Below are 24,047 nucleotides of genomic sequence, written 5' to 3'. Positions count from 1 at the left end.
AGAAACGATTCAATGAAGCCAATTTTATATTTTGTATTTCTCGTTTTGATAGTATCAAACGTATTCTCACAGCAAACAAGTGCAATAAAAGCAGCAGATTTAAAAAGTGCTTATACTATTCAGGATAGTGTGATGATTAAAACACGAGATGGCGCATTGATCTCTGCAATCGTGGTGCGAAAAAAAAGAGATTCTACTCCAAAACCTGTGATACTTCAATATACTATTTATGTAAGAGATAAAGGAAGAGATCTTAAATCCCTGAAAGAAGCAGCGGATAATGGTTATGTAGGTGTTATGGCATATTCAAGAGGTAAGGGATTTAGTCCTGATGAAATATTTCCTTATGAAAATGATAGTAACGATGCTTACGATGTTATCGATTGGATCACTAAACAAGAATGGTGTAACGGAAGTGTTGGGATGTATGGCGGCAGTTATAATGGATTTACACAATGGGCAGCTTGCAAAAAAATGCATCCGGCACTAAAAACGATTGTGCCTTATGTTGCAAACAGACCCGGAATGGGTTTGCCAATGGAAAATAACGTTTTTGTAAACCCTAATTATGAATGGTCGTTGTATGTTGGAAATAATAAGACCTTAGATACTATTGCCGGAAACGACAGGCAGCGATTTAGGAAAATGCAAAATAAATGGTGGGAAACCGGAGTTGCTTATAAAAAATTAGATAGTGTAGATGGAGTTCCTAACAGGCATTTTCAACGATGGATCAATCATCCTTCATTTGACGAATATTGGCAAAAAATGGCACCTTACGAAAAAGATTTTACCCAGATTAATATTCCTGTTTTAGCTTTTGACGGATATTATAATGATTCTCAAAATTCAAGCTTGTATTATATAAGAGAGCTTCAAAAATATAACCCGCAAACTCCAGCCTATGTAATTATTGGACCGTATGGTCATTTTGGTACACAGGTTGGTGGCGAAGTTAGTTTGTCTGATTACAAAGTTGATCCAGTTGCAATCATTAATATAAAAAAAATCACGTACCAATGGTTTGATTATATTCTAAAAAATGGTGCAAAACCTGAAGTACTCAAAGACAAGATTAATTATCAAGTAATGGGAAAAAATGAGTGGAGAAGTGCTCCGTCTCTTGATAAAATGAGCAATGGTTTCCTGAAGATGTATTTGACGGATAAAAAATCAGGAAAATTTTATGCCCTAAAGGATAAGAAACCAATTAAAAAAAAGTATCTGTATCAGGAAGTTGATTTTGCCAACAGAGAAATTCAAAATAACGATTACTACCCGGATCCTATTATCAGAAAAGAAATTGATACGACAAATGGATATGTTTTTATAAGTGAACGATTGAAAGAACCAATTTTGGTTAACGGATCATTCTTAGGCGAGATAAAAGCGAGTATCAACAAAAAAGATATGGACATAGGAATTACATTATATGAAGTAATGCCAAACGGAGAATATTTTCATTTGTCTTATTTTTTAGGACGCGCCAGTTATGCTAAAGACATTACAACAAGAAATTTATTGCAACCAAATCAAATAGAAACAATACCATTTTCGAATACACACTTGGTCAGCAAGCAATTAAGTAAAGGAAGTCGTTTGCTTGTGGTAATCAATGTCAATAAAAATCCGTTTTCAGAACTCAATTACGGAACTGGAAAAGTGGTAACTGAGGAAACGATCAAAGATGTAAAAGAACCTTTGAAAGTAAAATGGTACAATGACAGTTTTGTAAAAATTCCGATTTGGAATGAATAGAAGAATAAAAGCAAAAGCCACAAATTTCATTTGAAATTTGTGGCTTTTTATATAGACAAAGTTTCTAAAATCTGAAACTTTAAACTTCAAACAAAATTTATTAACCTAAGAAAGGATATTTGTAATCTTCCGGAGTTACAAAAGTTTCTTTGATAGTTCTAGGAGAAGCCCAACGTAATAAGTTCAAAGCAGAACCTGCTTTATCGTTAGTTCCTGAAGCTCTTGCTCCACCAAACGGCTGCATTCCTACAACAGCTCCTGTTGGTTTATCGTTGATGTAGAAGTTACCAGCTGCATTTTGCAATTTCGTAGTTGCTACTTCAATAGCATAACGATCCTGGCTGAAAACTGCTCCTGTAAGAGCATACTCAGAAGTAGTATCAACTAATTCTAAAGTCTCTTCCCATTTTGCATCTTCGTACAGATAAATAGTAATAACTGGTCCGAATAATTCGGTTTCCATTGTAGTATATTTAGGGTTTGTGGTTACAATAACTGTTGGCTCAATAAAGTACCCTACAGATTTATCGTAGTTTCCGCCAACGATGATTTCAGCGTCAGCATCTTTTTTAGCCTGATCGATAAAACCAGCTAATTTATCAAAAGAACCTTCGTGAATAACTGCAGTAATAAAGTTTCCGAAATCTTCCGGAGAACCCATTTTCATCGATTTTGCATCAGCAATTAATTGTTCTTTTACAGCTGGCCATAAACTTTGCGGAATATAAGCTCTTGAAGCTGCAGAACATTTTTGCCCTTGAAATTCAAATGCACCACGAGTAATTCCTGTAGAAACTTGTTTTGCATTAGCACTTGGGTGAGCGATGATAAAATCTTTACCACCAGTTTCTCCTACGATTCTTGGGTATGTTTTATAGTTATGGATATTTGCTCCAATTTTTGCCCAGATATCTTTAAATACGTGAGTTGATCCTGTAAAGTGAACTCCGGCGAAATCACGACTTGCCAAAACAGTATCAGTGATCATTAAAGCATCTCCAAAAACAACGTTGATAACGCCATCAGGAACACCAGCTTCTTTGAAAACATCGATGATAATTTTTGCAGAAAAAACCTGGCTATCACTTGGTTTCCAGATTACAACGTTACCCATCATTGCAGCACTTGCAGGAAGATTTGCAGCAATAGCAGTAAAATTAAAAGGAGTAATCGCGTAAACAAAACCTTCAAGAGGTCTGTATTCTAAACGATTCCATGTAGTAGAATCAGATTTTGGCTGATCTCCGTAAATCTGAGTCATAAATTCTACGTTGTAACGTAAAAAGTCGATCAATTCGCAAGAAGCATCAATTTCTGCCTGATGAATATTTTTAGATTGTCCAATCATTGTAGCTGCATTAATACGAGCTCTGTATGGACCTGCAATAAGTTCAGCAGCTTTTAAGAAAATAGCAGCACGTTGTTCCCATGCCATATTTGCCCATGCTTTTCTTGATTCAAGAGCATTAGCAATTGCTTTTTCGATATGTTGTTTTTCAGCTAAGTGATAAGTTCCTACAATGTGTTTGTGATCGTGAGGAGCTGATATTGTTCTTGTATTTCCAGTTCTGATTTCTTCGCTTCCGATGTATAACGGAACGTCAATTTGAGAATTCCACAATGTGGTGTAAGCCGCCTGAACAGCTGCTTTTTCTGGTGAGTTAGGTGCGTAGCTTTTTACAGGCTCGTTTACCGCTTTTGGTACATGAAAGAATCCTTTTAGCATTTTATTTAAAATTAGATAATTAGACAATTTAAGGGTTAGATGATTTGATTTGTTACGAATACTCTAACGTTGCACAAAAGTACAAAGGATAAATTAATAATTTGATAATTTTGTGATTTAGATAACGATAAAAAAGACAGTTTTTAAAGGGCAACACAAAAACCCGAGGAGAAACACAAAACATTTTGTAGTGTAAATAATTTTACCGCAAAGCGCGCAAAGTTTTTTATTAGTAAGGTTTTGTAAAACCACAAAGTTCGCAAAGTTTTGTATTGATCCAGTTTTGTGAACTTTGTGGTTTCTATGCGTAAAGTAAAATTAAATCTTAGTGTGCTTTGCGGTAAAATTCATTCCTAATTTATAGCTCCACAGGTTTTTGCATTGATTCGTTTTTAAACTACAATCTAGTTTAAAGCAAAAGGAGCACACATTCTAAAAGTAGGAACAATAACTTTAAATGTTTTTGTACTGGTAAAATTGATCATATTAAAATAACCTTTCATCGCACCATAAGGAGATGATAGAAGGCAACCTGAACTATAAGTGTGATTTTCTCCAGGTTTCAGAACCGGTTTTTTTCCAATAACGCCTTCTCCGTCTACAATTTCTAAGTCGTTCAAAGAATCAAATATTTCCCAGTGACGAGAAGTTAACTGAACTGAATCTTTGCTGTGATTTTCGATTGTAACTACATAACTAAAAGCAAAGTGAATCTTGTAGTTCTTGAAGTAAGTACCTTCAAAACTAGTCAAAACAGATATTTTTATGCCTCTTGTTATCTGAGAAACCATACTAAAGTAGTATATATGTGTGGGTTATAGTTGCAAATCTACAAAAAAAAATCTTTCGATTTAAAACCTTAACAATGTTTTAATTTATGATGTTTATAGAGTTAGCATTTCCTTTTCCTATAACTCTTTGATAGCGATCAGTGCTTTCTTTGTAATAAACTAAGATGGTGTACTCATTTTCAGTTTGATAAAAGTTTCCATCAATCGCATTTTGATAATCAATTGCACCTTTTCTATCCGCAATAGTATATTGAAAATTAGTAAAACCTTGCTTAATCATTACCGCTTTTTCATAAAGTCCCTTATCAGTATTATAGTCCATTTTGTATTCCGGCGACAAACTGTAGTTATTAAACATTCCGGTAATGTAAATATCTTTCGTCGATGATCTGAAAGTAGGGGCCGAAAGACTGAAATAAACCCACGCATAATCAGCTTCGATTTCGTTATTGGAAGCATTGATGTTTTTAACAACAAAATTGCCATTTATATCTTGGTAAACTGAATATATCTGATTGGCTCTTGCCTGATTCGTGTATAAATAAGCGTTGTAAATATCATTGTTCGCACCAACTCGCCCTACGTTATTACTTGCGGCGCGAATGTCTTTATTTTCGAAATATAAAAATTCATTTCCACCCCAAAACTGTGTTTCCTTATCGTATTTATAAACCAATTGATTTCCGATTGTGTATTGTGGCGGAACATTTTTTATAGCAGTATTAAAGTTACCATTTTGCAGCAATACAATTTTTACGTTTTGTATTGGAGTCTGAAAAACAATATCATTTGATAGTATCGAAAAATCCAAGTTTTGTTTGTAATCTATATTTGTAACATCGCGGCTTCGTTTGACCTGAGCTGCAACTGTAGCATGGTTTTCGTATAAAATGAATTTTCTCGAGAAAACAACTTCCTTATCTTCATTTAGAATCCTAAGCATGTAATTTCCCGAAATACGTAATTGTGATGTAAATTGATTCGGGAACGCAAGTCGGTAATGAGAATAAACCTGAAGCGTATTAAATGAATTTACATAATCAGTAATTCTTTGATTGTCAAAACCACTAATATAATCAGTCTTAGGAATGTCTGTTGGTTTCCAGTTGTAATCGCAATGTATCAATTCAAAATAATAATTAGCCTCATTGCCAAATAAATCATCAAATTGAAAGGTAAAAGTATCGCCTAATTCGAATATAGGAACAACGTTACTGCCGTTTTGAACAAAGGAAACGGTTTTGATATTGTACGGAGGATCAATTTCGGTTTGTACTTCCTGTGCTGCTGCTGAAGCAAAAAATAAAATAAACAGAAGATTTCTAAATAAAAATTTTGGCATCATATTACGTTGTAAGATTGTAAATATAACAATTTTATATAAAGTAACAGGATGCCGCTTTTTCAGGTTGCAAATTTATCAGGAACCCAAAATGTATTCGAGATTAACTTCGATTTCGTCGTTAATGTAACTTTCTTCTAAAAGGGAATCAGATAAGAGCTTTTTGTTTTCCTGTAGTTTGATTATTTTTTCTTCGACCGTATTTTTCGAAATAAACCGGATAACATTTACTTTATTTAATTGTCCAATTCGGTGCGCCCGGCCAACACCTTGTTTCTCAGCAAAAGGATTCCACCACGGATCTAAGAATAAAACATACGAAGCTTTAGTAATATTTAAACCTACGCCACCTGCTTTTAGCGAAATAAAAAATAACAAAGGATTTTCCTTTTCCTGAAACCGCTTTACCTGTTGTTCCCTTTTATTGGCAGGCGTTTCGCCTGTAATCTCACAATAATCTATTTTGTTCTCCTTGCACCAATCAGAGTAAAAATTCAGATTAGTAACAAACGAGCTAAAAATGATGGTTTTTTGTTTTCCTTTTACCAGGTTTTCAAGATAATTAGTGACCGCAATATATTTTCCAGAGTCAATTTCTGACTCCTGATCAACCATTTTAGGATGATTGCTCAATTGCCTTAATTTCATCAGCGTGTTGATAATGCTAATTTTATCAGGGCTTGATCCGTCTGTTTTTAGTAAAAAATTACGGGCTTTAGATTTTTCCTTCTCATATAATTTCTCCTGTTCGGGATCCATGTTGCAATAATAAATCTGTTCTGTTAATTCCGGTAAATCTTTTAAAACCTGTTCTTTAGTTCTTCTTAAGATATAAGGCTGGATGAGGTTTTTTAATTCAGACAAACTGTTTTCGTCCTGCTTTTTCTCAATCGGAATTTTAAAATTTTCTGCAAAAAAGTTATAACTTCCCAAAATATCAGGATTTATAAATTGCATCTGCGACCATAAATCGTCCAGTGAATTTTCGATAGGTGTACCACTCAGCGCCATTTTGTGGGCTGTATTTATTTTATTTATCGCTTTAAAAATTTTAGAATTTTTGTTTTTAATGTATTGGCTTTCGTCCAGAATTAAATAACGAAAATTGTATTTTTCTAAAATTGATATATCGCGATGAACAATACTGTAGCTCGTAAAAATTAAATCTGATGATTCTAATCTGTGTTGTAATAATTTTCTATCGTTACCCACATATTGCATTTTCGAAAAATGCGGGGTAAATTTCAGGGCTTCGTTGTACCAGTTAAAAACCAATGAAGAAGGTAAAACAATCAATGCTTTCAAAGGTTCTCTTTCTATGGTCGTTTCATTTTGAAACAAATCAAAATTCGTAGTTTTAGTAGTATATCCCAATTGTTCCTGTACTGCAACCAGAACGGCTAAGGTTTGCAGTGTCTTACCGAGTCCCATGTCATCAGCAAGGCAAGCGCCCAAATTGGAGTTAAAATGACCTAAAAGCCATTTTACGCCATCAATTTGATAAGGTCGTAAAGTTGCTTTCAGCAAATCAGAAGATACATATTCGGCTTTGTGAATCACATCGCTTTTTATTTCCGGAATTGCATCTAAAGCGGCAAAATTACTTTTGCGTAAAAGCAGAGTGCCATTTTCTGTTTTGGCTAATTTGGCCAACGAGCTGTACTTACTAAGCCATTCTAAAGGAATCAGGAAATAGTTTCCGTCAGGCAGTAAAAAAAGTCTTTCCTTACTTTTTATGTTGGGTATAATTTCGCTGAAATTGATCGTGTAGGTACCAATCGAAATGATTATTTTGATATCAAACCAATCTTCTTTTGTCTCTTCTTTTAAGGCTGAAATGCTGTGGCTTTCTGTAATGATTTCTTTGCTTTCCAGTTTCAGATTCTCAATAGTAAATCCTAATCTTTCCAGATCTTCCTTACGATCAATAATCAATTGAATATTGACATAGGGATCGTGAATTTCGGCATCTGAATTTCGTCCAAACAAATCATTTTTGATTTTTACTAAACCAATTTCAAGTAATTTTTCTGTGTGTGTAATTTCATCGGGACTTCGCTTGAACTGAATTATTTTGGGTTCGTTAGGGATGCTAAAATCAACAAATGAATGTGTTTTTTTAGTTTTACCGGCATCAAACGAATATCCATTATAATCAAAGTATAAGTTGAGGTAATAACAGTTTTTAAAAAAGTCATAAACAGGCTGAATCGTACTGGAAATAATTGTATCACGAAGTTCAATTTCAAAACCCGTTGGTTCGATATCAATTTTTTTGGCTATTTCAGGAATGAAATTTTTAAAATAAGTATCAACTAATTTTGAAGGGATTTCAATTGATTTCTTAGTCAGAAAAGGCTGTATTTTTTTAGCGTTAAGTTCTTTAAGCTGACTTAGTTTTTTATTGGTGATGATCCATCCGGGCTCATCCACAAGAATTTCGATGCTGCCATTCATGGGTAAAAAGGTAGTTTCGTTTTCTTTTAAAGATAAAGTATACGTAATTCCGTCAGTATGTTTGTTAAACTGAATCTCAGGCTCTAAATACAACGGATCTGTACTGACTCTGGAACGGTAAAAATCCTTTTCGGCACTCATATTAAGAGATAGCGGAAATTGCTCTTTTACAATTATAGTATAAAAGGAATCTAAATTTATCTTGAGATGCTGTTGAATGGCATATTTAATTTTTGAATCCTTTTGCAAATCAGCAATTGTTTTTGCGGGCTTGATTTTTGCACTGAATTTTTTAAAAATAAAATCAGGCTTTAAAGATTCGCAAACCGTCAGTATTTTTTTTGTATTGGCATCTAAATTTTCAAAAACAATAAAAAAACTTTCAAGGACGTCTTTAGTTGCTTTTTTGTTTAAATATTTAATTTCATCAGTATTCTCAACGATATAAGCCGTTGGAATATAAACATTCATGTTTTTTTCTAAACTGATGTCAAAGCAGAACTGAAATGATTTTGAAAGATCCAAGATTAGGTTTTTGGTTGGGGTGTAATTTAGGAAGTTATCTAAATTTGAAAAGTTTTCAAAATAGAATTATTCTGAAAACTTTTTAAATGAACTTATATCACTTATATGGTGAGAAAATGTGAATGGTTTATTTTTCCGGCTTAAAACAAAGGGGGATGATTTCTCCTTTTGCCAGGCAATATTTTTCTACCAGTTCCGGAGCAATTTTATTAGTATAATCTTCTTCGATTACGATAAAACCAATGCTTCTTAATTTATCAAAATAATCACGGCCATAAATACGAACGTGATCGTATTGTCCAAATATTTTAGCACGTTCTTTTTGATCTGTAATAGTATCGTCAGCAAAAGTTACTGCTCTTGATAAATCTTGTGGAATTTGCAGAATCGCCATTCCGCCCGGTTTTAATACACGAAATAATTCCTGCATTGCTTTTGTATCGTCCGGAATATGTTCTAATACGTGGTTACACAAAATCACATCATACTCATTATCTTTAAATGGCAAATTACAGATGTCTGCTTTTACATCTGCCAAAGGCGAAAATAAATCCGTTGTAGTATAATCAAGGTTTTTCTGCTTGCGGAACATTTTATAAAAAGCTTGCTCGGGAGCAAAATGAAGTACTTTTTTTGGCGCCGTAAAAAAATCAGTCTGATCATTTAGATACAACCAAAGCAAACGGTGTCTCTCTAAGGAAAGTGTACTTGGCGAAAGCACATTATTGCGCTGTTTTCCGTATCCGTAAGGCAAAAACGATCTAAAACTTCTTCCGTCAATCGGATCAGTATATTTAGTTCCCTTTAATGAAAGTGCCAAAACCGGTCGGGCCACATAACTCAAACGAATTAATAGTGGACGCGGGATTGTATTAAGGACGAGTTTAAAAAGTTTCTTCACAATAAATAAATTTGAACACGAATTTCACGAATTTACACGAATTAGTGTTGTGGTGAAATTTCACGAAGCTTTTGATTTGGGTTAAAGTATTATTCTTTTATATTTAAGGCTATCTTCGCCAAAGTTAACTAGTAAGCCAAGTTTGTTTTTGAAGCCGCCAGATAATTTAATGTTTGCTTTATTTCACTACTTGAAATTCCTACAATTGCTTTTAGTTCTAAAATGATTTGATCAAAAACTACAAAATCTGCAAAGTAATAACTTGATAAGATAATGTCTTTGTAAGCGATATTGTATTTCAATTCACGGTTATATGGTATTTCGTTTTTTTGAAACTCATATTCTAGAGCATCACCATAAACTTTTTTACTATGACCTTTTCCAAGAATTTAATGAACCTCCATGCAAATTCCAATAATTTTATAGGACTCTTCTTTTAAATATAATTCAGTCATCATCATTAGTGAAATTTTCGGCGTTACAATAATCCGTGCAAATTAGTGAAATTAGTGTTTATAGCACTAACGGCACTTTTCTGAATTCATCTTCCTCATTGCTTTCGATTCCTAAAGCTTTGTAAATGTATTGAAACGTTGATAAAATTTCTGGTTTTCCGTCTATTAATGCAACATCGTGCTCGAAATGCGCACTTGCTTTTCCGTCAGCGGTAGTAATTGTCCAGCCGTCTTTATGTTGTTTGATGTTTTTTGTACCTAGATTAATCATTGGTTCAATTGCAACCACCATTCCTTCGATAAAAAGTTTTCCGCGACCACGTTTTCCGTAGTTTGGCATTTCTGGTTCTTCGTGCATTTTTTGCCCTAAACCGTGGCCAACCAATTCACGAACAACACCGTAACCGTGAGATTCAGTATATTTCTGGATTGCGTTTCCAACATCTTCAACGCGATTTCCAGCTTTAAATTCTCTGATTCCTACGTAAAGAGATTCCTTAGTAACCTGCAAAAGTTTTTTTACTTCAGGAGCAACTTCTCCAATTTCAAAACTATACGCGTGATCACCATGATATCCGTTTTTGAAAGCACCACAATCAACCGAGATAACGTCACCACTTTTTAGAGGAGTATTATTAGGTATTCCGTGTACAACTTGCGAATTTGGACTCATACAAAGTGAATTCGGAAAATCATATAATCCTAAAAAGCTTGGTACCGCTCCGTGATCACGGATAAATTCTTCAGCTAATTTGTCTAAATATAATGTGGTAACTCCTTCTTTAATTTCAGAAGCAATCATTCCTAATGTTTTAGATACGATCAAAGCACTTTCGCGCATTAATTCGATTTCTTCACGTGATTTTACAATAATCATAATTTCGGATTTTCAGTTTGCAAAAGTACGATTTTAATATTATTTTTTATCTAAAATTTTTTGTCATGAATTTCACGAATTAGCAGGAATTAAATTTTAAACAATCTGCTTTAAAATTATTTTTTCATTAAAATGCAATTTTAAAGCAAATGCAATTCTTGCTAATTCGTGAAATTCGTGGCAAAACGTATATGGATAACGTTTTGAATTGACAGAAAAGCCGTAAATTAGTAATAGTTAAAAACGAATACATTATGGAAACATCTATAGATCAGGAAAATATATCAAAGAAAAAAGCGCTGAATAAAATGAAAAGAAATGCTTTGGCACTTTTAGGCTTTGCAGTACTTCTTTTCATAATCGCTATTTATTTTAAAATCCCAATGTTACAGGCTTTTAGTGAAGCTGCAATGGTGGGCGGAATTGCCGATTGGTTTGCTGTTGTCGCCTTATTTCGTCATCCGTTAGGAATACCAATTTGGCATACGGCAATTATCCCCACGAAAAAAAACGAGATTGGAGAAAACCTGGGGAATTTTGTTTCAGAAGAATTTTTGAATCGTGAAAAATTAGAAATTAAGTTAGAAGAATTCAACTTTGCTGCAAAAGCATCAGATTGGTTGTCGCAGGAAGAAAATGCGGATAAAATTGCCAATTTGGTTGCAGTGAATGTTATTCCGGGAGTTTTAAGAACAATAAAAGATGAAGATATAAAACGATTCATTCAGGTTCAATTCAAAGAAAAACTCGAAGGTGTCAATTTTGGAGATTGGGTTGCATTGGCTTTAGAACCTTTACAAAAAGGAAAATTTAAAGATCAATTGCTTACCAATTTACTGGAAGTGATGGCAAAGGAATTGAGTAATAATAAAGACCTGATTCGTAAAAAAGTAAAACAGTCAACACCATTTTTGAGTTTTGGTTTGGCTGATAAAAGTATTTCAGAAGGTGTTTTTAACGGATTGTATGATTTCCTGAATGAAGCCAAAAATCCTGAAAGTACGATCCGACTTAAAATAGACGAGTACATTAATGATTTTCTCGACAAAATAAAAAACTCTGAAGAGATGAGAATCAAAATCAATACTATGATTCTTGGTTTCGCCGGTAAAAAAGAGGTACAGGATTATATTAACGGAATTTGGGATGAAATAAAATTGTCTATTTCCAACGATTTAGACAAAGGCGAAGAATCATCAATCAAGAAAAGTATTTCGGGGTTGGTTCAAAGCTTCGGAAACGGAATAAAAGAAGATGTTGTAATGATTGAAAAAATCAATAATTTCATCAAAAACGATTTGCTTTCTATTCTTTTAAACAATAAAAAAGTGATTGGAGATTTAATTTCTTCAACCGTAAAAAGTTGGGATGGTCAAGAGGTTTCAGAAAAACTAGAATTAGAAATAGGGAAGGATCTTCAATATATTAGAATCAACGGAACTCTGGTAGGCGGACTTATCGGACTTTTAATCTACGCTGTGGAATGGACATATCATTATTTCGTGATTTAACTATATATTTTTAAACAATAACAAGTGATATAAGTTCATTTTAGTAGAGGCGGATAGCAATACGTCTATTTTGAAGTTTAAATGAACTTACATCACTTATATGGTGAAAACCTAATCTGGATTTGCCATGATTTTGAATAGCTCTGAGTTAGAGATGTAAAATCTGTTTTCCAGAGTAATTGAAGCTAATTTGGCGCTTACTAAATTATTCTCACGAGTATTGATCAGGAATAAAGAACTTTCTCCAAATGAGAACAAACGTTCTTCAGAATTGAGCATGGTGATATTATTTTCTACTAAATCTTTGGCCAGCTTTTTTTGTTTTACAAGCGAAATGATTTCTATTTTCTGAGCACTTATTTTGTTGGTTAATTGTGTTTTTTCCACCGCCAAAGCAAACTCATTTTCCTGAAGTTTATATTTTGCCAGTTTTAAACTTCCGCGTTCTTTTCTTAGAAACAAAGGAAAGTAAAACTCTAAACCAATTTTATAATCATCAAAACGATAATTATCGATATAACTTGGTTCAGATAAATAGGAGTAACCTACATTTATTTTTGGCAATAGCATATTTTGTTTGAGGTCTTTTTCTACCGTCAGAATTTCTATTTTATTTTGAAGCGCATTTAATTTTGGATGTGTTTCTAAGCTAAAATCCCTTTGCAAAAGATCATTTGTTTTTAGCGTTTCCTGTAACGTAGATTCAAGAGCTGCTTCCGGCACAAGTTCATCTGAAATTTCTAACGGAATATTATTGTCCAGCCACATAAAATTAGACAATTCGAGTTTTGCTTTTGCCAGTTTTAGTTTAGAATCTTCAAGACTTAACGCCCTGTTTTTTACAATAATTCCTGCTTCAATACTGTCTATGGCAGGTTTGTCGCCCTGAACGATTAAAGATTTGATTCCTTTTAAACGTATTTCAGCATTGCTGTTGTACATCTCATAAAGTTTCATCTCTTCAAAATTCTTCTTCCAGTTAAAATAAGCAATCGAAGCATCATACAAAACACTAACGGCCTCAAGTTTCCTTTCGGATTCACTAAGTTTTATCTGGATTTTAGCCATCCTTACATCCGCCATTCTTTGGTTAATGAATAATCCCTGACCTACAGGAACGCTGATTCCAAATGAAGTCAATCCCTGATTTGGAGTCGTGTTTTCAGGATTAAGATAAACACCTTCATTATTGTCAAAACCCGCTTTCAGTTCAATTCCGTACCATGTTGGTATTTTGAAACTACTGTTCAAAATAGAATAATATTCCTTGTCCTTAAATTGTTTTTTACTAAAATCAACTTCGATTTTTGGGTCAAAACCACCTCGTGCCATCATCAGATTGGCTTGTGCCTTACTTAATTCTAAATTCGCATTTTTAACCAATGGGTGGTATTTTTTTACATATCCAAGAAACTCATTATAAGTAAGTTCTTTAGAGAATTGTTGTTGACCAAAAACGGTACAACTCAAAAAAAGAAAAGCTATAAGTATTCGTTTCATTATTTTTTCTCTTTAGTTACAGTTTCACCACTCTTATAATAATTAGGAGGAAATCCGTTTAAGGTTCTCCATATTTCAAACCAAATTGGTACAGTATCTAATAAGGCAATTGTTTGTGCACCGGAACCAATACTCAATTGTTTAGGCCATTTCGCTTCGTCCGGATCAGGAGCAACCAGGATTCTGTATTTTCCATTAGGGCTAATAAAATTCTCTATAGCAACAACTTTACCTCCAAACGTTCCGTAAGACATATCCGGCCAGCCTGCAAATACAATTGTAGGCCATCCATCGAACCAAATACGTATCTTATCACCCTTTTTAATCAGCGGTAAATCAATTGGGTTTATGAATGTTTCAACAGCAATATCATAATGAGATGGCATTATAGTGACAATTGGGGTTCCTTCTTTTATCGTTTCTCCCAAACCTGCCTGAACAGCCCTGTTGATATAACCGTCTTGTACCGCCTTGATGTAGTACATTCCGTTTCTAAGACTATAATTAGTGTATTGATTTTCTAATTTGCTTACCTGAGCTTCAGTGTCAAATTTATTGCTCAGGGTTGTAAACTGGTCACTTTTTGCCTTTGCTGCTTTTTCAGCATATTCAGCAGAAATTCGGTTAATCTCAACCTTTGCATTTATATATTCGTTTTTGCTTGTCAGGTATTTATTTTCCTGAGTTATAATTTTTGCATCAACATCTTGCAATTTCAAACGTTTCTCTTCAACATCAGTAAGCGGTTTTAGTCCTTCTTTGTTTAGTTGTACAGAACGGTTGTATTGCGTATTTGCAATCTTTAATTGTGTTCTTGCGGCAACGAGATCAATACTGTCGCTTTTTATTTTTAAGAGAGATTGTTTTACTTTATTTCTGGCCTGTTCCAGTTTAAGTCTTTTTTCATTTTCTATTGATTGAATCTGGCTCGAAAGCGTTTGTACTTTTTCGTCATACGATTCTAAAGAGTTCTTTTTTGCCTCAACCTGATTTTTAGTGTTTGCAACCAAATTAGGATCCATGTAATCTTCCTTTATCTCAGAAATAAACAAGATAGTATCTCCTTTTTTTACAAAATCACCTTCCTGTACATACCACTTTTCGATTCGTCCGGAAATAACACTCTGAATCGATTGTGGTCTTTGGTTGGGTTTTAAAGTCGTTACAGAACCTGAACCGGAAATATTTTGTGTCCAGGGCAGGAAAAGTGCAATTATCCCCAAGATCGAAGTAGCTATTATTATCTTGTTTAAAATTTTATAATGAGGTCGGTTACTCAGGTTTTTTATAGTCGAGTATTGATCAAGTGACTGTAATTTTGTTTTGTTGTCAGATATATTTAGCATGACTTATTGTTTTTTTTGATCCAGGATAATAAGGCCGTGTTGCATCGTTATTGTTCGCGTTGACTTTGTTTTCCAATACGGGTTTTTAGAGGAAACAATAATCGTCCATTTATTATTGTCAGAAGTAATGAAATCAATAATCTCATTCGCAACATTTTCATCCATGGTATCTGTTGGATCTTCATAGAACAGCACTTTTGGTCTGTGAATTATACTTCGCGCCAGTAGGATCTTCTGAGCATTAGAAGAAGATAATTGTCTTCCTTCAGGATAAATGTGAGTATTTAAGCCTTTTGGCAATAATTTGATCAACGGACTAAGCTGAACGCCATCAATCGCCCATTTTAAATCTTCGCTGCTTATAGAGGGGTCATTAAATGTGATGTTTTCTAAAATAGTCCCTTCAAAAGGTGTCTCGTTATGAATTATGCTGCCTATTTGCGAGCGATATTGTTTCAGGTTTATTTTTCTAAAAGTATCATCATTAATATAAAAAGCACCGGAACTTTGTTTTAATAAACCGGATAATACCCGGATCAGAGTTGTTTTTCCAGAGCCATTCTGACCATCAATAACGATTTTTTCGCCTTGTTCTATTTTTATGGAAATAGAAGCTAAAGCATTGATTTGTGAATCCGGAAATTTGAATTTTAAATTTTCAGTTTCTAAAGTAATATTGTTATAGCAAAGTTCGTTTTGCGAATCTGAATTTTCTTCTAATTCCAGATCAGTAACCTGACCTATTTTTTCGACAGAAGTTAAAACGTCGTAGAAACTTTCAAGTCCAATAATGATTTTTTCAACAGAATTAATCACTAACAAAATAATAATTTCTGCAGCAACAAACTGTCCAATATTCATTTCCTGACTCAATACTAAGTAACCTCCAATAGACAATAAACTTGCCGTAATGATAATTTTGAAAATGATCAATTGTATAAATTGCCTTTTGATAACGCTAAAATGTTTCTCGCGATAATTAAGATAACCAGTTACGATTGAGTTATTTTTCTGAAGGGCAAAATCATAGTTTAATTCATTCCTGAAACTAAAATTATTACGCGCCATTTCTTGCAGCCAACTTGCTACTTTATATTTAAACTTTGATTCTTTTAAGCTGGTTTCTATCCCTGATTTATACGAAAATCTAAAAATGAAGTATAAAAGCAAGAACAATAAAATTCCAAAAACAATAAAAAAAGGATGGTACAAGGACAGCAGGATAATCCCGAAGGTGATTTGAAGTAAAGCAGCCGAAAAATCAGTTAATAACTTCGAAGTTCCTTTTTGAATAGTCATAGTGTCAAAAAAGCGATTTGTTAATTCCGGCGGGTAGGTGCCATATAATTCCTCTGATTTTATTTTTGGTAAACGAGCTGCAAATGCAAACGAAGAACGTACAAATATTTTTTGCTGCAAGTTTTCTGTAATTCGCAATTGCATCAAAGACAAGATTCCAACAAGCGCAACTCCCGCAACAACTAATATGATAAGTACGATCCAGGATGCACTTACCCTTCCGGATTGTATAAAAGTTATAATCGCCTGAATCCCTAATGGAAGTGATAAACTGATTAACCCGGCAAAAATAGCATAGAAAAAAATCTGATAGATGTCCTTTTTGTCCAGCTCAAGTAAATTGTAAAATCGTTTTAATGGAGTCATAGTTTGTGTTTTGTAATTAGCGTAAAACGTTTTCTGCAAGATTTAAGTAAAATTGAGTCGTTGTAACCGTTTCATTGCAATCGGTAATTGTTTTTAAATGATCTGTTAGAAAATGTTGGTGCAGGCTTCCTTCAACAATTGTTGAAACTAATGATTTTGCAAATGGGTATTCAGGATTTACCTCCTTGACAATAGCAACAACCCTGTTGATAACCCTTTTGTAAATTAGAAAAAAACCTTCCTTGTTTTCTTCATCAACTTCTTTGGTATGAAGCGTTTTTGTAAATTCTGCAATTATTATTTTATTTAAAATTGCTTCGTTAATATGATCTGTTGAAATGTCATTAGTTACCTTCTCAGTAACTATTGTGATGGCTTTTTTGAGCTTTTCTTTTTTGTCTGTAATATTAGTAGTGCTAAAAACAAGTTTGTATTCCATCCAGCTCCAATACCATGAAGATAAATATACTAATAATTTGTGTTTGTTTTCGAAATAGCGATAAATAGAACTCTCATTTGAGCCTATTTTTTCTCCTAATTTTTTAAAGGTAAAATTATCAAAACCAATAGAGTCGATAAGAAAGATACTTTGCTCAATTATTTTTTTTCCCAATACAGATGTTTCCGGATCTTTAACATAGATCTTTTCGTTTACCTGCATTTTTATATTTGATAGTATAATTTCCATAACAATTATTTTGTAAGCAAATATAATAGTAATACTATCAATTATGAGATTTAAATCATTATTTCTTTAAAAAAAAAGCTATTCTTGTCTGGAATAGCTTTTTTTTGGTTCGGGTTTTTAGTCTCTTTTCAGTCACAGTCATAGTTTTGGTTTTTTGCTTGAGGTTATAAAATAGAAAACCCGACACATTTTTTTAAACGTGTCGGGTGTATTTTGTTGTTCCCAGTAATTACTGCAACTGAAAACTGAGACTGAAAACTTAAAAATTTCTACAACAACGAATGACAAGTCATTGCGTTTGGCTGCTGAACTCCCATTAGTTCTAAAATAGTAGGAGCGATGTCGCCTAAAACACCATTCTGAATGTTTTTTAATTCTTTATCAACCAGGATAATCGGTACTGGGTTTGTTGTGTGTGCTGTATTTGGGCTTCCATCAGGATTAATCATTGTTTCGCAATTTCCGTGATCGGCAATTACAATTGTAGTATAATCGTTGGCAAGAGCAGCTTCGATAACTTGTTTTACACAAGCGTCAACAGCTTCGCAGGCAAGAATTGCAGCACTCATAATTCCGGTATGACCCACCATGTCTCCATTAGCAAAATTCAAACAAACAAAATCAACTTCACCTTTATTCAATTCAGGAACAAGAGCAGCGGTAAGTTCAAAAGCACTCATTTCCGGTTGTAAATCGTAAGTGGCTACTTTAGGAGAGTTTCTTAAAATACGTGATTCGCCTTCAAAAGGAGTTTCTCTACCACCGGAGAAGAAAAACGTAACGTGCGGATATTTCTCAGTTTCGGCAATACGAATTTGTTTTTTACCTGCTTTTTCTAAAATCTCACCAAGAGTTTCAGTGATATTATCTTTATTGTAAACTACTTTTACGTTTTTGTACGTTTCGTCGTAGTTAGTAAGCGTTACATAATACAAGTTTAACTTGTGCATGTTTTGCTCGTGAAAGTCTTGTTGCGAAAGCGCTTCTGTAAGTTCACGACCTCTATCAGTTCTAAAATTAAAGAAAATCACCACATCGCCTTCAACAATTGTAGCTAATGGTTTTTCTTGTTCATCAACCATTACAATTGGAGCAATAAATTCATCAGTAACATCGTGAGCATAACTGTCAAGCATACTTGCAACTGCATTTTTAGAAGGAGTTCCAATTGCATTTACAACTAAGTCATAAGCTAATTTTACACGCTCCCAACGTTTGTCACGGTCCATTGCGTAATAACGGCCAATGATCGATGCAATTTTTACAGGAGTATCTTTAATATGTTCTTCTAAATCATGAATGTATTTAGCTCCTGATTTTGGGTCAACATCACGACCATCAGTAAAAGCATGAATAAAAACATCTTTTAAACCATATTCTTGAGAAGCGTCAATTAGTCCGCGTAAGTGAGATGTGTGAGAGTGAACACCACCATCAGAAACTAATCCTAAAAAGTGCACTTTCTTATTGTTTTCTTTAGCATAAGTAAAAGCATCAACCAGTACCTGCTCTTTTGCAAGTGTTTGATGCGCCACCGCTAAGTTTATTTTGGCTAAATCCTGATATACAATCCTTCCGGCACCAAGATTCATGTGACCCACTTCGCTGTTTCCCATTTGACCTTCAGGTAAACCAACATTTAATCCGTCAGTTCTAAGTTGTGCGCTTGGGTAATTTTGATAAAGACTGTTTATAAAAGGAACGTTTGCATTGTCTATTGCAGATACTTTAGGGTCAGGAGATTTCCCCCAACCGTCTAAAATCATAAGTATTACTTTCTTGTTCATCATTTTTAGTTTTTTACAAAGATAAGCCATTTCTAAAATTTGAAAGAATGCATTGTTACAATTATGCTTAATAAAATGAAGTGTATTAAAAAATAATAAATTGATTATAGAAGTCTTTATTTTTTAAAATTAATTCAGCACACACCGCCATTCTAATCTTGTTTTTAATCTTATTTATAGTTATTGAATATTTATTCTGGCAAGAAAATATAATCATTGATAAATAATGTTGTTGATAAAGCAGCATTTGTAGTACTCGAAAGCGAAGTGTAAATGGAAATAAAAAGAGGAAAGATTACTTAAAATAAATTTTTATTAATACCCATTATAATAAAATTATACTTTTAATCGTTACAAATATTAGTTTTTCAAATTTTTGCAGTTTTTGCTGTAATAATTCATATTCGTTATGTTTTTCTTAGGAAAATGATCAAAAACGTTTTGATTTTTATGATAAGTAAATATCTTACAAAAATATTCGTTTTTTCGTCTAAATGCTAATTAAATACTTTGATTTTGTTAAAGTTTAATCAAAAAAGCCCTGATTTACAGACATATATTTGGTCAAGTATATTTTTTTTATACTTTTGCCTTACCCAAATTTATTATTAACCTAAAGAAATTCAATGATTTACAAAATTTATCCACTATTGGTGTTTTTGCTGTTATCTTTTGGTAAAGATTCAAATAACACCCCAGACATTAAAGAAGCATCGACTAAAAGTATCGCTAAAGTAGAGAAATTTACAGTCGAAGCTAAAATCGAAAATGTTTATCATACCCTAAAGTCCAACAATTTTAATTTGCCAGAACTTAGAACTTTTTCAGAAGCCTTAAAAGGGTTTTATCTGTTGAAAGAAAGAGGAGTTGTTCAAAAAGATATTTTGACGTTAATAGACTTTAGTCTGTCATCAAACATCAAGCGTCTTTGGGTAATTGATCTCGCAACTAATACTGTTTTGTTTAATTCTTTAGTTGCTCACGGAAGAAATACCGGAGAAGAATTTGCATCTGATTTTTCAAATTCAAATTCATCTTATAAAAGCAGTTTAGGTTTTTATGCAACAGGAGAGATTTATCAGGGAAAACATGGTGCTTCATTGCGATTAGACGGTTTAGAAAGAGGTGTTAACGATCATGCCCGCGAAAGAGCTGTTGTAATACATGGTGCTGATTATGTTTCGGATTCTTTTATAAGAGACAATAAGCGATTAGGCAGAAGTCAGGGTTGTCCGGCAATTCCGGTTGAATTGACTGATGAGATAATCGAGACTATAAAAAATAAATCGTGTTTGTATATCTACCATCCATCAAGAAGTTTTGCGATGGAAGAAAAGCTAATTTCTTAATTTAGCATACAAATCCGAATCCAGATTATAAATATCAGCTCTGAAAATGAGCTGATTTTTTTTGCTCCATGCCGTCCAGTACCATTGATATAAAGCGTATTTTTTTGTAATTCTGATACTTGTCGTCTTTTTTGAAGCGATTATAGTATCAATCCTGTCTTTTGACCATTTTTCAGAATCATCTAAAATATGTTCTGCCAGTTCCAACGGATTTTCGACACGAACACATCCTGAACTTAATGATCTGTTATTTCTTCCAAAATTGTTTCTGTGGTTGGTATCATGCAAATAAACGCTATGGTTATTCGGGAAAAGAATTTTCATTAATCCCAAGGCGTTATTGTAGCCGGGACTTTGAATATAACGATAATTTCCGGGTTTGTTTTCATTCCACGAATTTGGATCAACAACATTTCCGGCAGTATCATAAATGGTAATGTTTTTATTCGCTAAATAGTTACGATTTCGTTTCATGGCCGGAACAACATCTTCTTTTAAAATTGTTGGCGGAACAGTCCATGTCGGGTTAAAAACAACAGTTCGTAACGTCGATGTTATAATAGGAGTCTTCCTTTTGCTGGTTCCCACAACAATATTTCGAACCAGAGTAGTATCCTGGCTTTCGACAACATTTAGGCTATAGTCAGGGATGTTAATGATGAAATAATTTTCGGCTAATTCATTGGTGTACCATCTCCAGCGTTCAATATTGGCAATAATTTGCTGCTTTCTTTTTTCTTTAGAATAGTTTAAGGCATTTATAGTTCCTATACCTATAACTCCATCAGAAGCTAAGCCATGTCTTTCCTGGAATTTTTTGACCGATTCGAATGTTTTTTGATCATAAATCTTCGTCAGGCTGTCTTTTGCAGGCATGTCTTGCCAATAGATAAGTCTCTTTTTTATGTTTATTAAAGCCGAATTAGTGTCTTTTAAGGTTATTTTTTCTGTGGCCTCAATAGTTTTGACGTTGTCATCCGGAAAAGTATTTATAATTTCAAGCGCCTTTAACAACTGTTTGTAAGTATATGCCTTTGATTGGATGTTGTCAACAACACTGTCTAATTTGTTTTTATTAAAAGCCTTTATAAGAACAGTATTAACATCAAACGTTTTCTCGTCCAGATCCCAATCCGTGTATAGTTTTTTAGGATTTAATTTTCCTTTATAAAGATGGTTCAGGTATTTTTCAAAATTATAAGTTAGTAATATGTCATAAGTAGCAAGGTCAATATCACTTAGGTTATTGATTCTCTCTTCGAACTTTTTTAGTTTCGAAGCCTTATAATCTTCCGGGTTTAAACCTAGTTCTTCCGCTTTTAACAGCTGAGATAAAACGTAGGTTCTCTTCTTTAGGTTGCCCCAAACTGTTGTGTTTTCAGATGAATTATAAAATTGCTTTAATGTCTCGCTCTTAAAAGTGCCTAACAGCGTAGTGTCTATTTGTACTTTTCTTTCATCAGTGAGTATGATTGCCGGTGCGGTTTTTTTAACCACAGCAGGAATAATTTTTGGCGTCTCTTTTTTACAGCCAATAAAAATGCATATTACTAATAAGAAGTAAAGTTTGTTCATTCTATAATTTTTTAAACATTAGATAGTGTTCGCCAACGTCTTTAATTTCAAATGGTTCACCTTGGGGCTGGTAATTCATCTTTTTATAAAAACCTACAGCTGTAGTTCTGGCGTTAAACCAAATCAAATCGACTTTGTTAGTTATGCAGTAGGTTTCGCAATATTTAACTAAAGTTTCTCCAAATCCTTTTTTCTGGTAGGTTTCTAAAACTGCCATCCCGCGAATCTGAGCTTGATTTTTTTCGGCAAAGATAGGATTGATTTTATCGAATAACGAAATAATTCCTGTTAAATTTTCATCATCAAATAATCCAAAATGGTGTGTTGTTTTCAGATCATCTCCTTCAAAAGTGCAACTTTCTATGGGTTTTCCTTTTCGAAGAACAGGCTGGCGGACGATATAAGTTTCTTTTGAAGGTATTTCTTTAATAATATTCATGTTTCTTGAAAAATAATTGACTCTATAACTTTTTAGTTTTAAATAAGTTATAAATAATTGTTGATTTTAATTGATTTTTTTTGCAAAAAAGCTTGTTTTTAACTTGACTTATTTTTTATATTTGCACCACGGTAATGCGAAAGTAGCTCAGTTGGTAGAGCTCCAGCCTTCCAAGCTGGTTGTCGCGAGTTCGAGCCTCGTCTTTCGCTCTAAAAAACCGGAACTTAAATGTTTCGGTTTTTTTATCAAACTAAATAATTATTGAATTTTATTTTTTTTAATGATTTAATTGTTTATATTTGCACCCGGTTAATGCGAAAGTAGCTCAGTTGGTAGAGCTCCAGCCTTCCAAGCTGGTTGTCGCGAGTTCGAGCCTCGTCTTTCGCTCTTCAAGATCCTCAAACAATTTGTTTGGGGATTTTTTGTTTTAAACCATATAAGTTATTATAAGTTTTATATAAATTGGAATTTCTGATTTTGGAATTTCCAATTTCTTTAAATGAGCTTATATAACTTATATGGTCAATAAATTATTTTAATACGCTTAAATCGCTTTCTGTTTCTAATTCTTTCGGTATTTCATTTTGCAAAAACAAACGAGCCGGTAGATTTCCTTTCAAAGTAATTTTGTTTCCTTTTACTTCAAGCCAGCTTCCTTCTCTTAAACCTAAAACCGGAATTGCGTTAAAAGCGTGAAATTCCTTGATACGCGTTTCTCTCGTTTCCCCCATATGTTTAGATTGTGAATCGGCATCTAGATAATGCGGATTTAAATTAAAAGGGATTAATCCTAATGTTTGAAAACTTGGAGGATAAATGATGGGCATGTCATTCGTAGTTTGCATTGATAAACCGCAAATGTTGCTTCCGGCGCTGGTTCCTAAATATGGAGTTCCGTTTTTTACCGTTTCCGAAAGGAGCTGCATGATATTATGTTTGTATAATTGGGTAACCAGTAAAAAAGTATTTCCTCCGCCGGTAAATATTCCTTCAGCATCTTTTATGGCGCTTTCGGCGTTTTCGAATTCATGAATTCCTTTTACAGAAATATTTATTGTAGCAAATGCCTCTGCAACTTTTTTAGTGTATTCGTCATGCGAAATACCACTAGGTCGTGCAAAAGGGATAAACAAGATGCTTTTGCAGTTTTTAAAATGCAATTGCAAAGTAGGTAACAGGTATTCTAAATAGCTGCCTTCATGAAGGGTAGAAGTGCTGGCAATGATAATGCTTTTCATAAAATTTAAACTCAGATTGTGTACGTTAAAGGTATTAAAAACTCTTTTTTCAGAGAAATTAAACAAGGTTTAATTAACATATTTTTACCAAGTCATTAATACTAAATTTGGAGTGCA

General features: G+C 33.5%; 18 protein-coding genes and 2 tRNA genes. 5 read left to right on the top strand and 15 right to left on the bottom strand.

Annotated features, from left to right (window positions below; all coding sequences use genetic code 11):
• The first annotated feature begins 12 nt into the window (after positions 1-12).
• Positions 13-1,758, top strand: coding sequence for a CocE/NonD family hydrolase (locus ACQKCJ_RS18195; protein WP_427402609.1), 1,746 nt, complete (start codon positions 13-15; stop codon positions 1,756-1,758).
• Positions 1,759-1,858: 100 nt separating this feature from the next.
• Here ACQKCJ_RS18195 and pruA read toward each other — a convergent pair whose 3' ends face one another.
• From pruA to map, 7 genes are all read right to left on the bottom strand, one after another.
• A complete protein-coding gene (gene pruA / locus ACQKCJ_RS18190; RefSeq protein WP_271336565.1) occupies positions 1,859-3,484 on the bottom strand; it encodes an L-glutamate gamma-semialdehyde dehydrogenase in 1,626 nt (541 codons plus the stop codon).
• A 404-nt stretch (positions 3,485-3,888) separates the two neighbouring features.
• The gene (apaG, locus tag ACQKCJ_RS18185; RefSeq protein ID WP_271336564.1) at positions 3,889-4,275 is read right to left on the bottom strand and encodes a Co2+/Mg2+ efflux protein ApaG; all 387 of its coding nucleotides are present in this window, start codon (positions 4,273-4,275) and stop codon (positions 3,889-3,891) included.
• 79 nt (positions 4,276-4,354) lie between these two features.
• Positions 4,355-5,617 (bottom strand): DUF5103 domain-containing protein, encoded by a 1,263-nt coding sequence (locus ACQKCJ_RS18180; RefSeq protein ID WP_271336568.1) that lies wholly within the window; start codon positions 5,615-5,617, stop codon positions 4,355-4,357.
• Between the two features lie 78 nt (positions 5,618-5,695).
• The gene (locus ACQKCJ_RS18175; RefSeq protein WP_427402608.1) at positions 5,696-8,545 is read right to left on the bottom strand and encodes a DEAD/DEAH box helicase; all 2,850 of its coding nucleotides are present in this window, start codon (positions 8,543-8,545) and stop codon (positions 5,696-5,698) included.
• Between the two features lie 181 nt (positions 8,546-8,726).
• Positions 8,727-9,500, bottom strand: coding sequence for a class I SAM-dependent methyltransferase (locus ACQKCJ_RS18170; RefSeq protein ID WP_427402607.1), 774 nt, complete (start codon positions 9,498-9,500; stop codon positions 8,727-8,729).
• Between the two features lie 128 nt (positions 9,501-9,628).
• Positions 9,629-9,889, bottom strand: a complete 261-nt coding sequence (locus tag ACQKCJ_RS18165; protein WP_427402613.1) for a GxxExxY protein — start codon at positions 9,887-9,889, stop codon at positions 9,629-9,631.
• 124 nt (positions 9,890-10,013) lie between these two features.
• The gene (gene map / locus ACQKCJ_RS18160; RefSeq protein WP_271336561.1) at positions 10,014-10,832 is read right to left on the bottom strand and encodes a type I methionyl aminopeptidase; all 819 of its coding nucleotides are present in this window, start codon (positions 10,830-10,832) and stop codon (positions 10,014-10,016) included.
• A gap of 254 nt (positions 10,833-11,086) precedes the next feature.
• Between map and ACQKCJ_RS18155 the strand changes: the two genes are divergently transcribed.
• The gene (locus ACQKCJ_RS18155) at positions 11,087-12,343 is read left to right on the top strand and encodes a DUF445 domain-containing protein (RefSeq protein ID WP_271336560.1); all 1,257 of its coding nucleotides are present in this window, start codon (positions 11,087-11,089) and stop codon (positions 12,341-12,343) included.
• 111 nt (positions 12,344-12,454) lie between these two features.
• Here the strand turns inward: ACQKCJ_RS18155 and ACQKCJ_RS18150 are convergent, their stop codons facing one another.
• The 5 genes from ACQKCJ_RS18150 to gpmI form a co-directional block, all read right to left on the bottom strand.
• The gene (locus ACQKCJ_RS18150; protein WP_427402606.1) at positions 12,455-13,843 is read right to left on the bottom strand and encodes a TolC family protein; all 1,389 of its coding nucleotides are present in this window, start codon (positions 13,841-13,843) and stop codon (positions 12,455-12,457) included.
• The gene (locus ACQKCJ_RS18145) at positions 13,843-15,189 is read right to left on the bottom strand and encodes an HlyD family secretion protein (RefSeq protein WP_271336558.1); all 1,347 of its coding nucleotides are present in this window, start codon (positions 15,187-15,189) and stop codon (positions 13,843-13,845) included. Before ACQKCJ_RS18145 ends, ACQKCJ_RS18150 begins: the two co-directional genes overlap by 1 nt.
• Positions 15,190-15,192: 3 nt before the next feature.
• Positions 15,193-16,854 carry a peptidase domain-containing ABC transporter gene (locus ACQKCJ_RS18140; RefSeq protein ID WP_271336557.1) on the bottom strand — a complete coding sequence of 554 codons (1,662 nt, stop codon included), beginning with the start codon at positions 16,852-16,854 and terminating at the stop codon, positions 15,193-15,195.
• Between the two features lie 16 nt (positions 16,855-16,870).
• Positions 16,871-17,542, bottom strand: coding sequence for a TetR/AcrR family transcriptional regulator (locus tag ACQKCJ_RS18135; protein ID WP_427402605.1), 672 nt, complete (start codon positions 17,540-17,542; stop codon positions 16,871-16,873).
• Positions 17,543-17,811: 269 nt separating this feature from the next.
• Positions 17,812-19,329, bottom strand: coding sequence for a 2,3-bisphosphoglycerate-independent phosphoglycerate mutase (gene gpmI, locus ACQKCJ_RS18130; protein WP_271336567.1), 1,518 nt, complete (start codon positions 19,327-19,329; stop codon positions 17,812-17,814).
• 626 nt (positions 19,330-19,955) lie between these two features.
• Between gpmI and ACQKCJ_RS18125 the strand changes: the two genes are divergently transcribed.
• A complete protein-coding gene (locus ACQKCJ_RS18125; RefSeq protein WP_271336555.1) occupies positions 19,956-20,678 on the top strand; it encodes a murein L,D-transpeptidase catalytic domain family protein in 723 nt (240 codons plus the stop codon).
• Here ACQKCJ_RS18125 and ACQKCJ_RS18120 read toward each other — a convergent pair.
• Both ACQKCJ_RS18120 and ACQKCJ_RS18115 read right to left on the bottom strand, forming a co-directional pair.
• The gene (locus tag ACQKCJ_RS18120; protein ID WP_427402604.1) at positions 20,667-22,253 is read right to left on the bottom strand and encodes a L,D-transpeptidase family protein; all 1,587 of its coding nucleotides are present in this window, start codon (positions 22,251-22,253) and stop codon (positions 20,667-20,669) included. The genes ACQKCJ_RS18125 and ACQKCJ_RS18120 overlap by 12 nt on opposite strands.
• A gap of 1 nt (position 22,254) precedes the next feature.
• On the bottom strand, positions 22,255-22,692 hold the full coding sequence (locus tag ACQKCJ_RS18115) for a GNAT family N-acetyltransferase (RefSeq protein WP_271336553.1): 438 nt from the start codon (positions 22,690-22,692) through the stop codon (positions 22,255-22,257).
• 136 nt (positions 22,693-22,828) lie between these two features.
• Between ACQKCJ_RS18115 and ACQKCJ_RS18110 the strand changes: the two genes are divergently transcribed.
• Positions 22,829-22,901: transfer RNA gene (locus ACQKCJ_RS18110), tRNA-Gly, on the top strand.
• Positions 22,902-23,006: 105 nt separating this feature from the next.
• Positions 23,007-23,079, top strand: a tRNA-Gly gene (locus ACQKCJ_RS18105).
• A gap of 143 nt (positions 23,080-23,222) precedes the next feature.
• Here ACQKCJ_RS18105 and pepE read toward each other — a convergent pair.
• Positions 23,223-23,930 carry a dipeptidase PepE gene (gene pepE / locus ACQKCJ_RS18100; RefSeq protein ID WP_271336552.1) on the bottom strand — a complete coding sequence of 236 codons (708 nt, stop codon included), beginning with the start codon at positions 23,928-23,930 and terminating at the stop codon, positions 23,223-23,225.
• Positions 23,931-24,047: the final 117 nt, after the last annotated feature.

This window comes from Flavobacterium sp. NPDC079362 (genome assembly GCF_050267765.1).
GTDB classification, from domain to species: Bacteria; Bacteroidota; Bacteroidia; order Flavobacteriales; family Flavobacteriaceae; genus Flavobacterium; species Flavobacterium azizsancarii.
The sequence above is the reverse complement of the archived record's forward strand: the minus strand, read 5'-3'. Positions and strand labels throughout refer to the sequence as shown.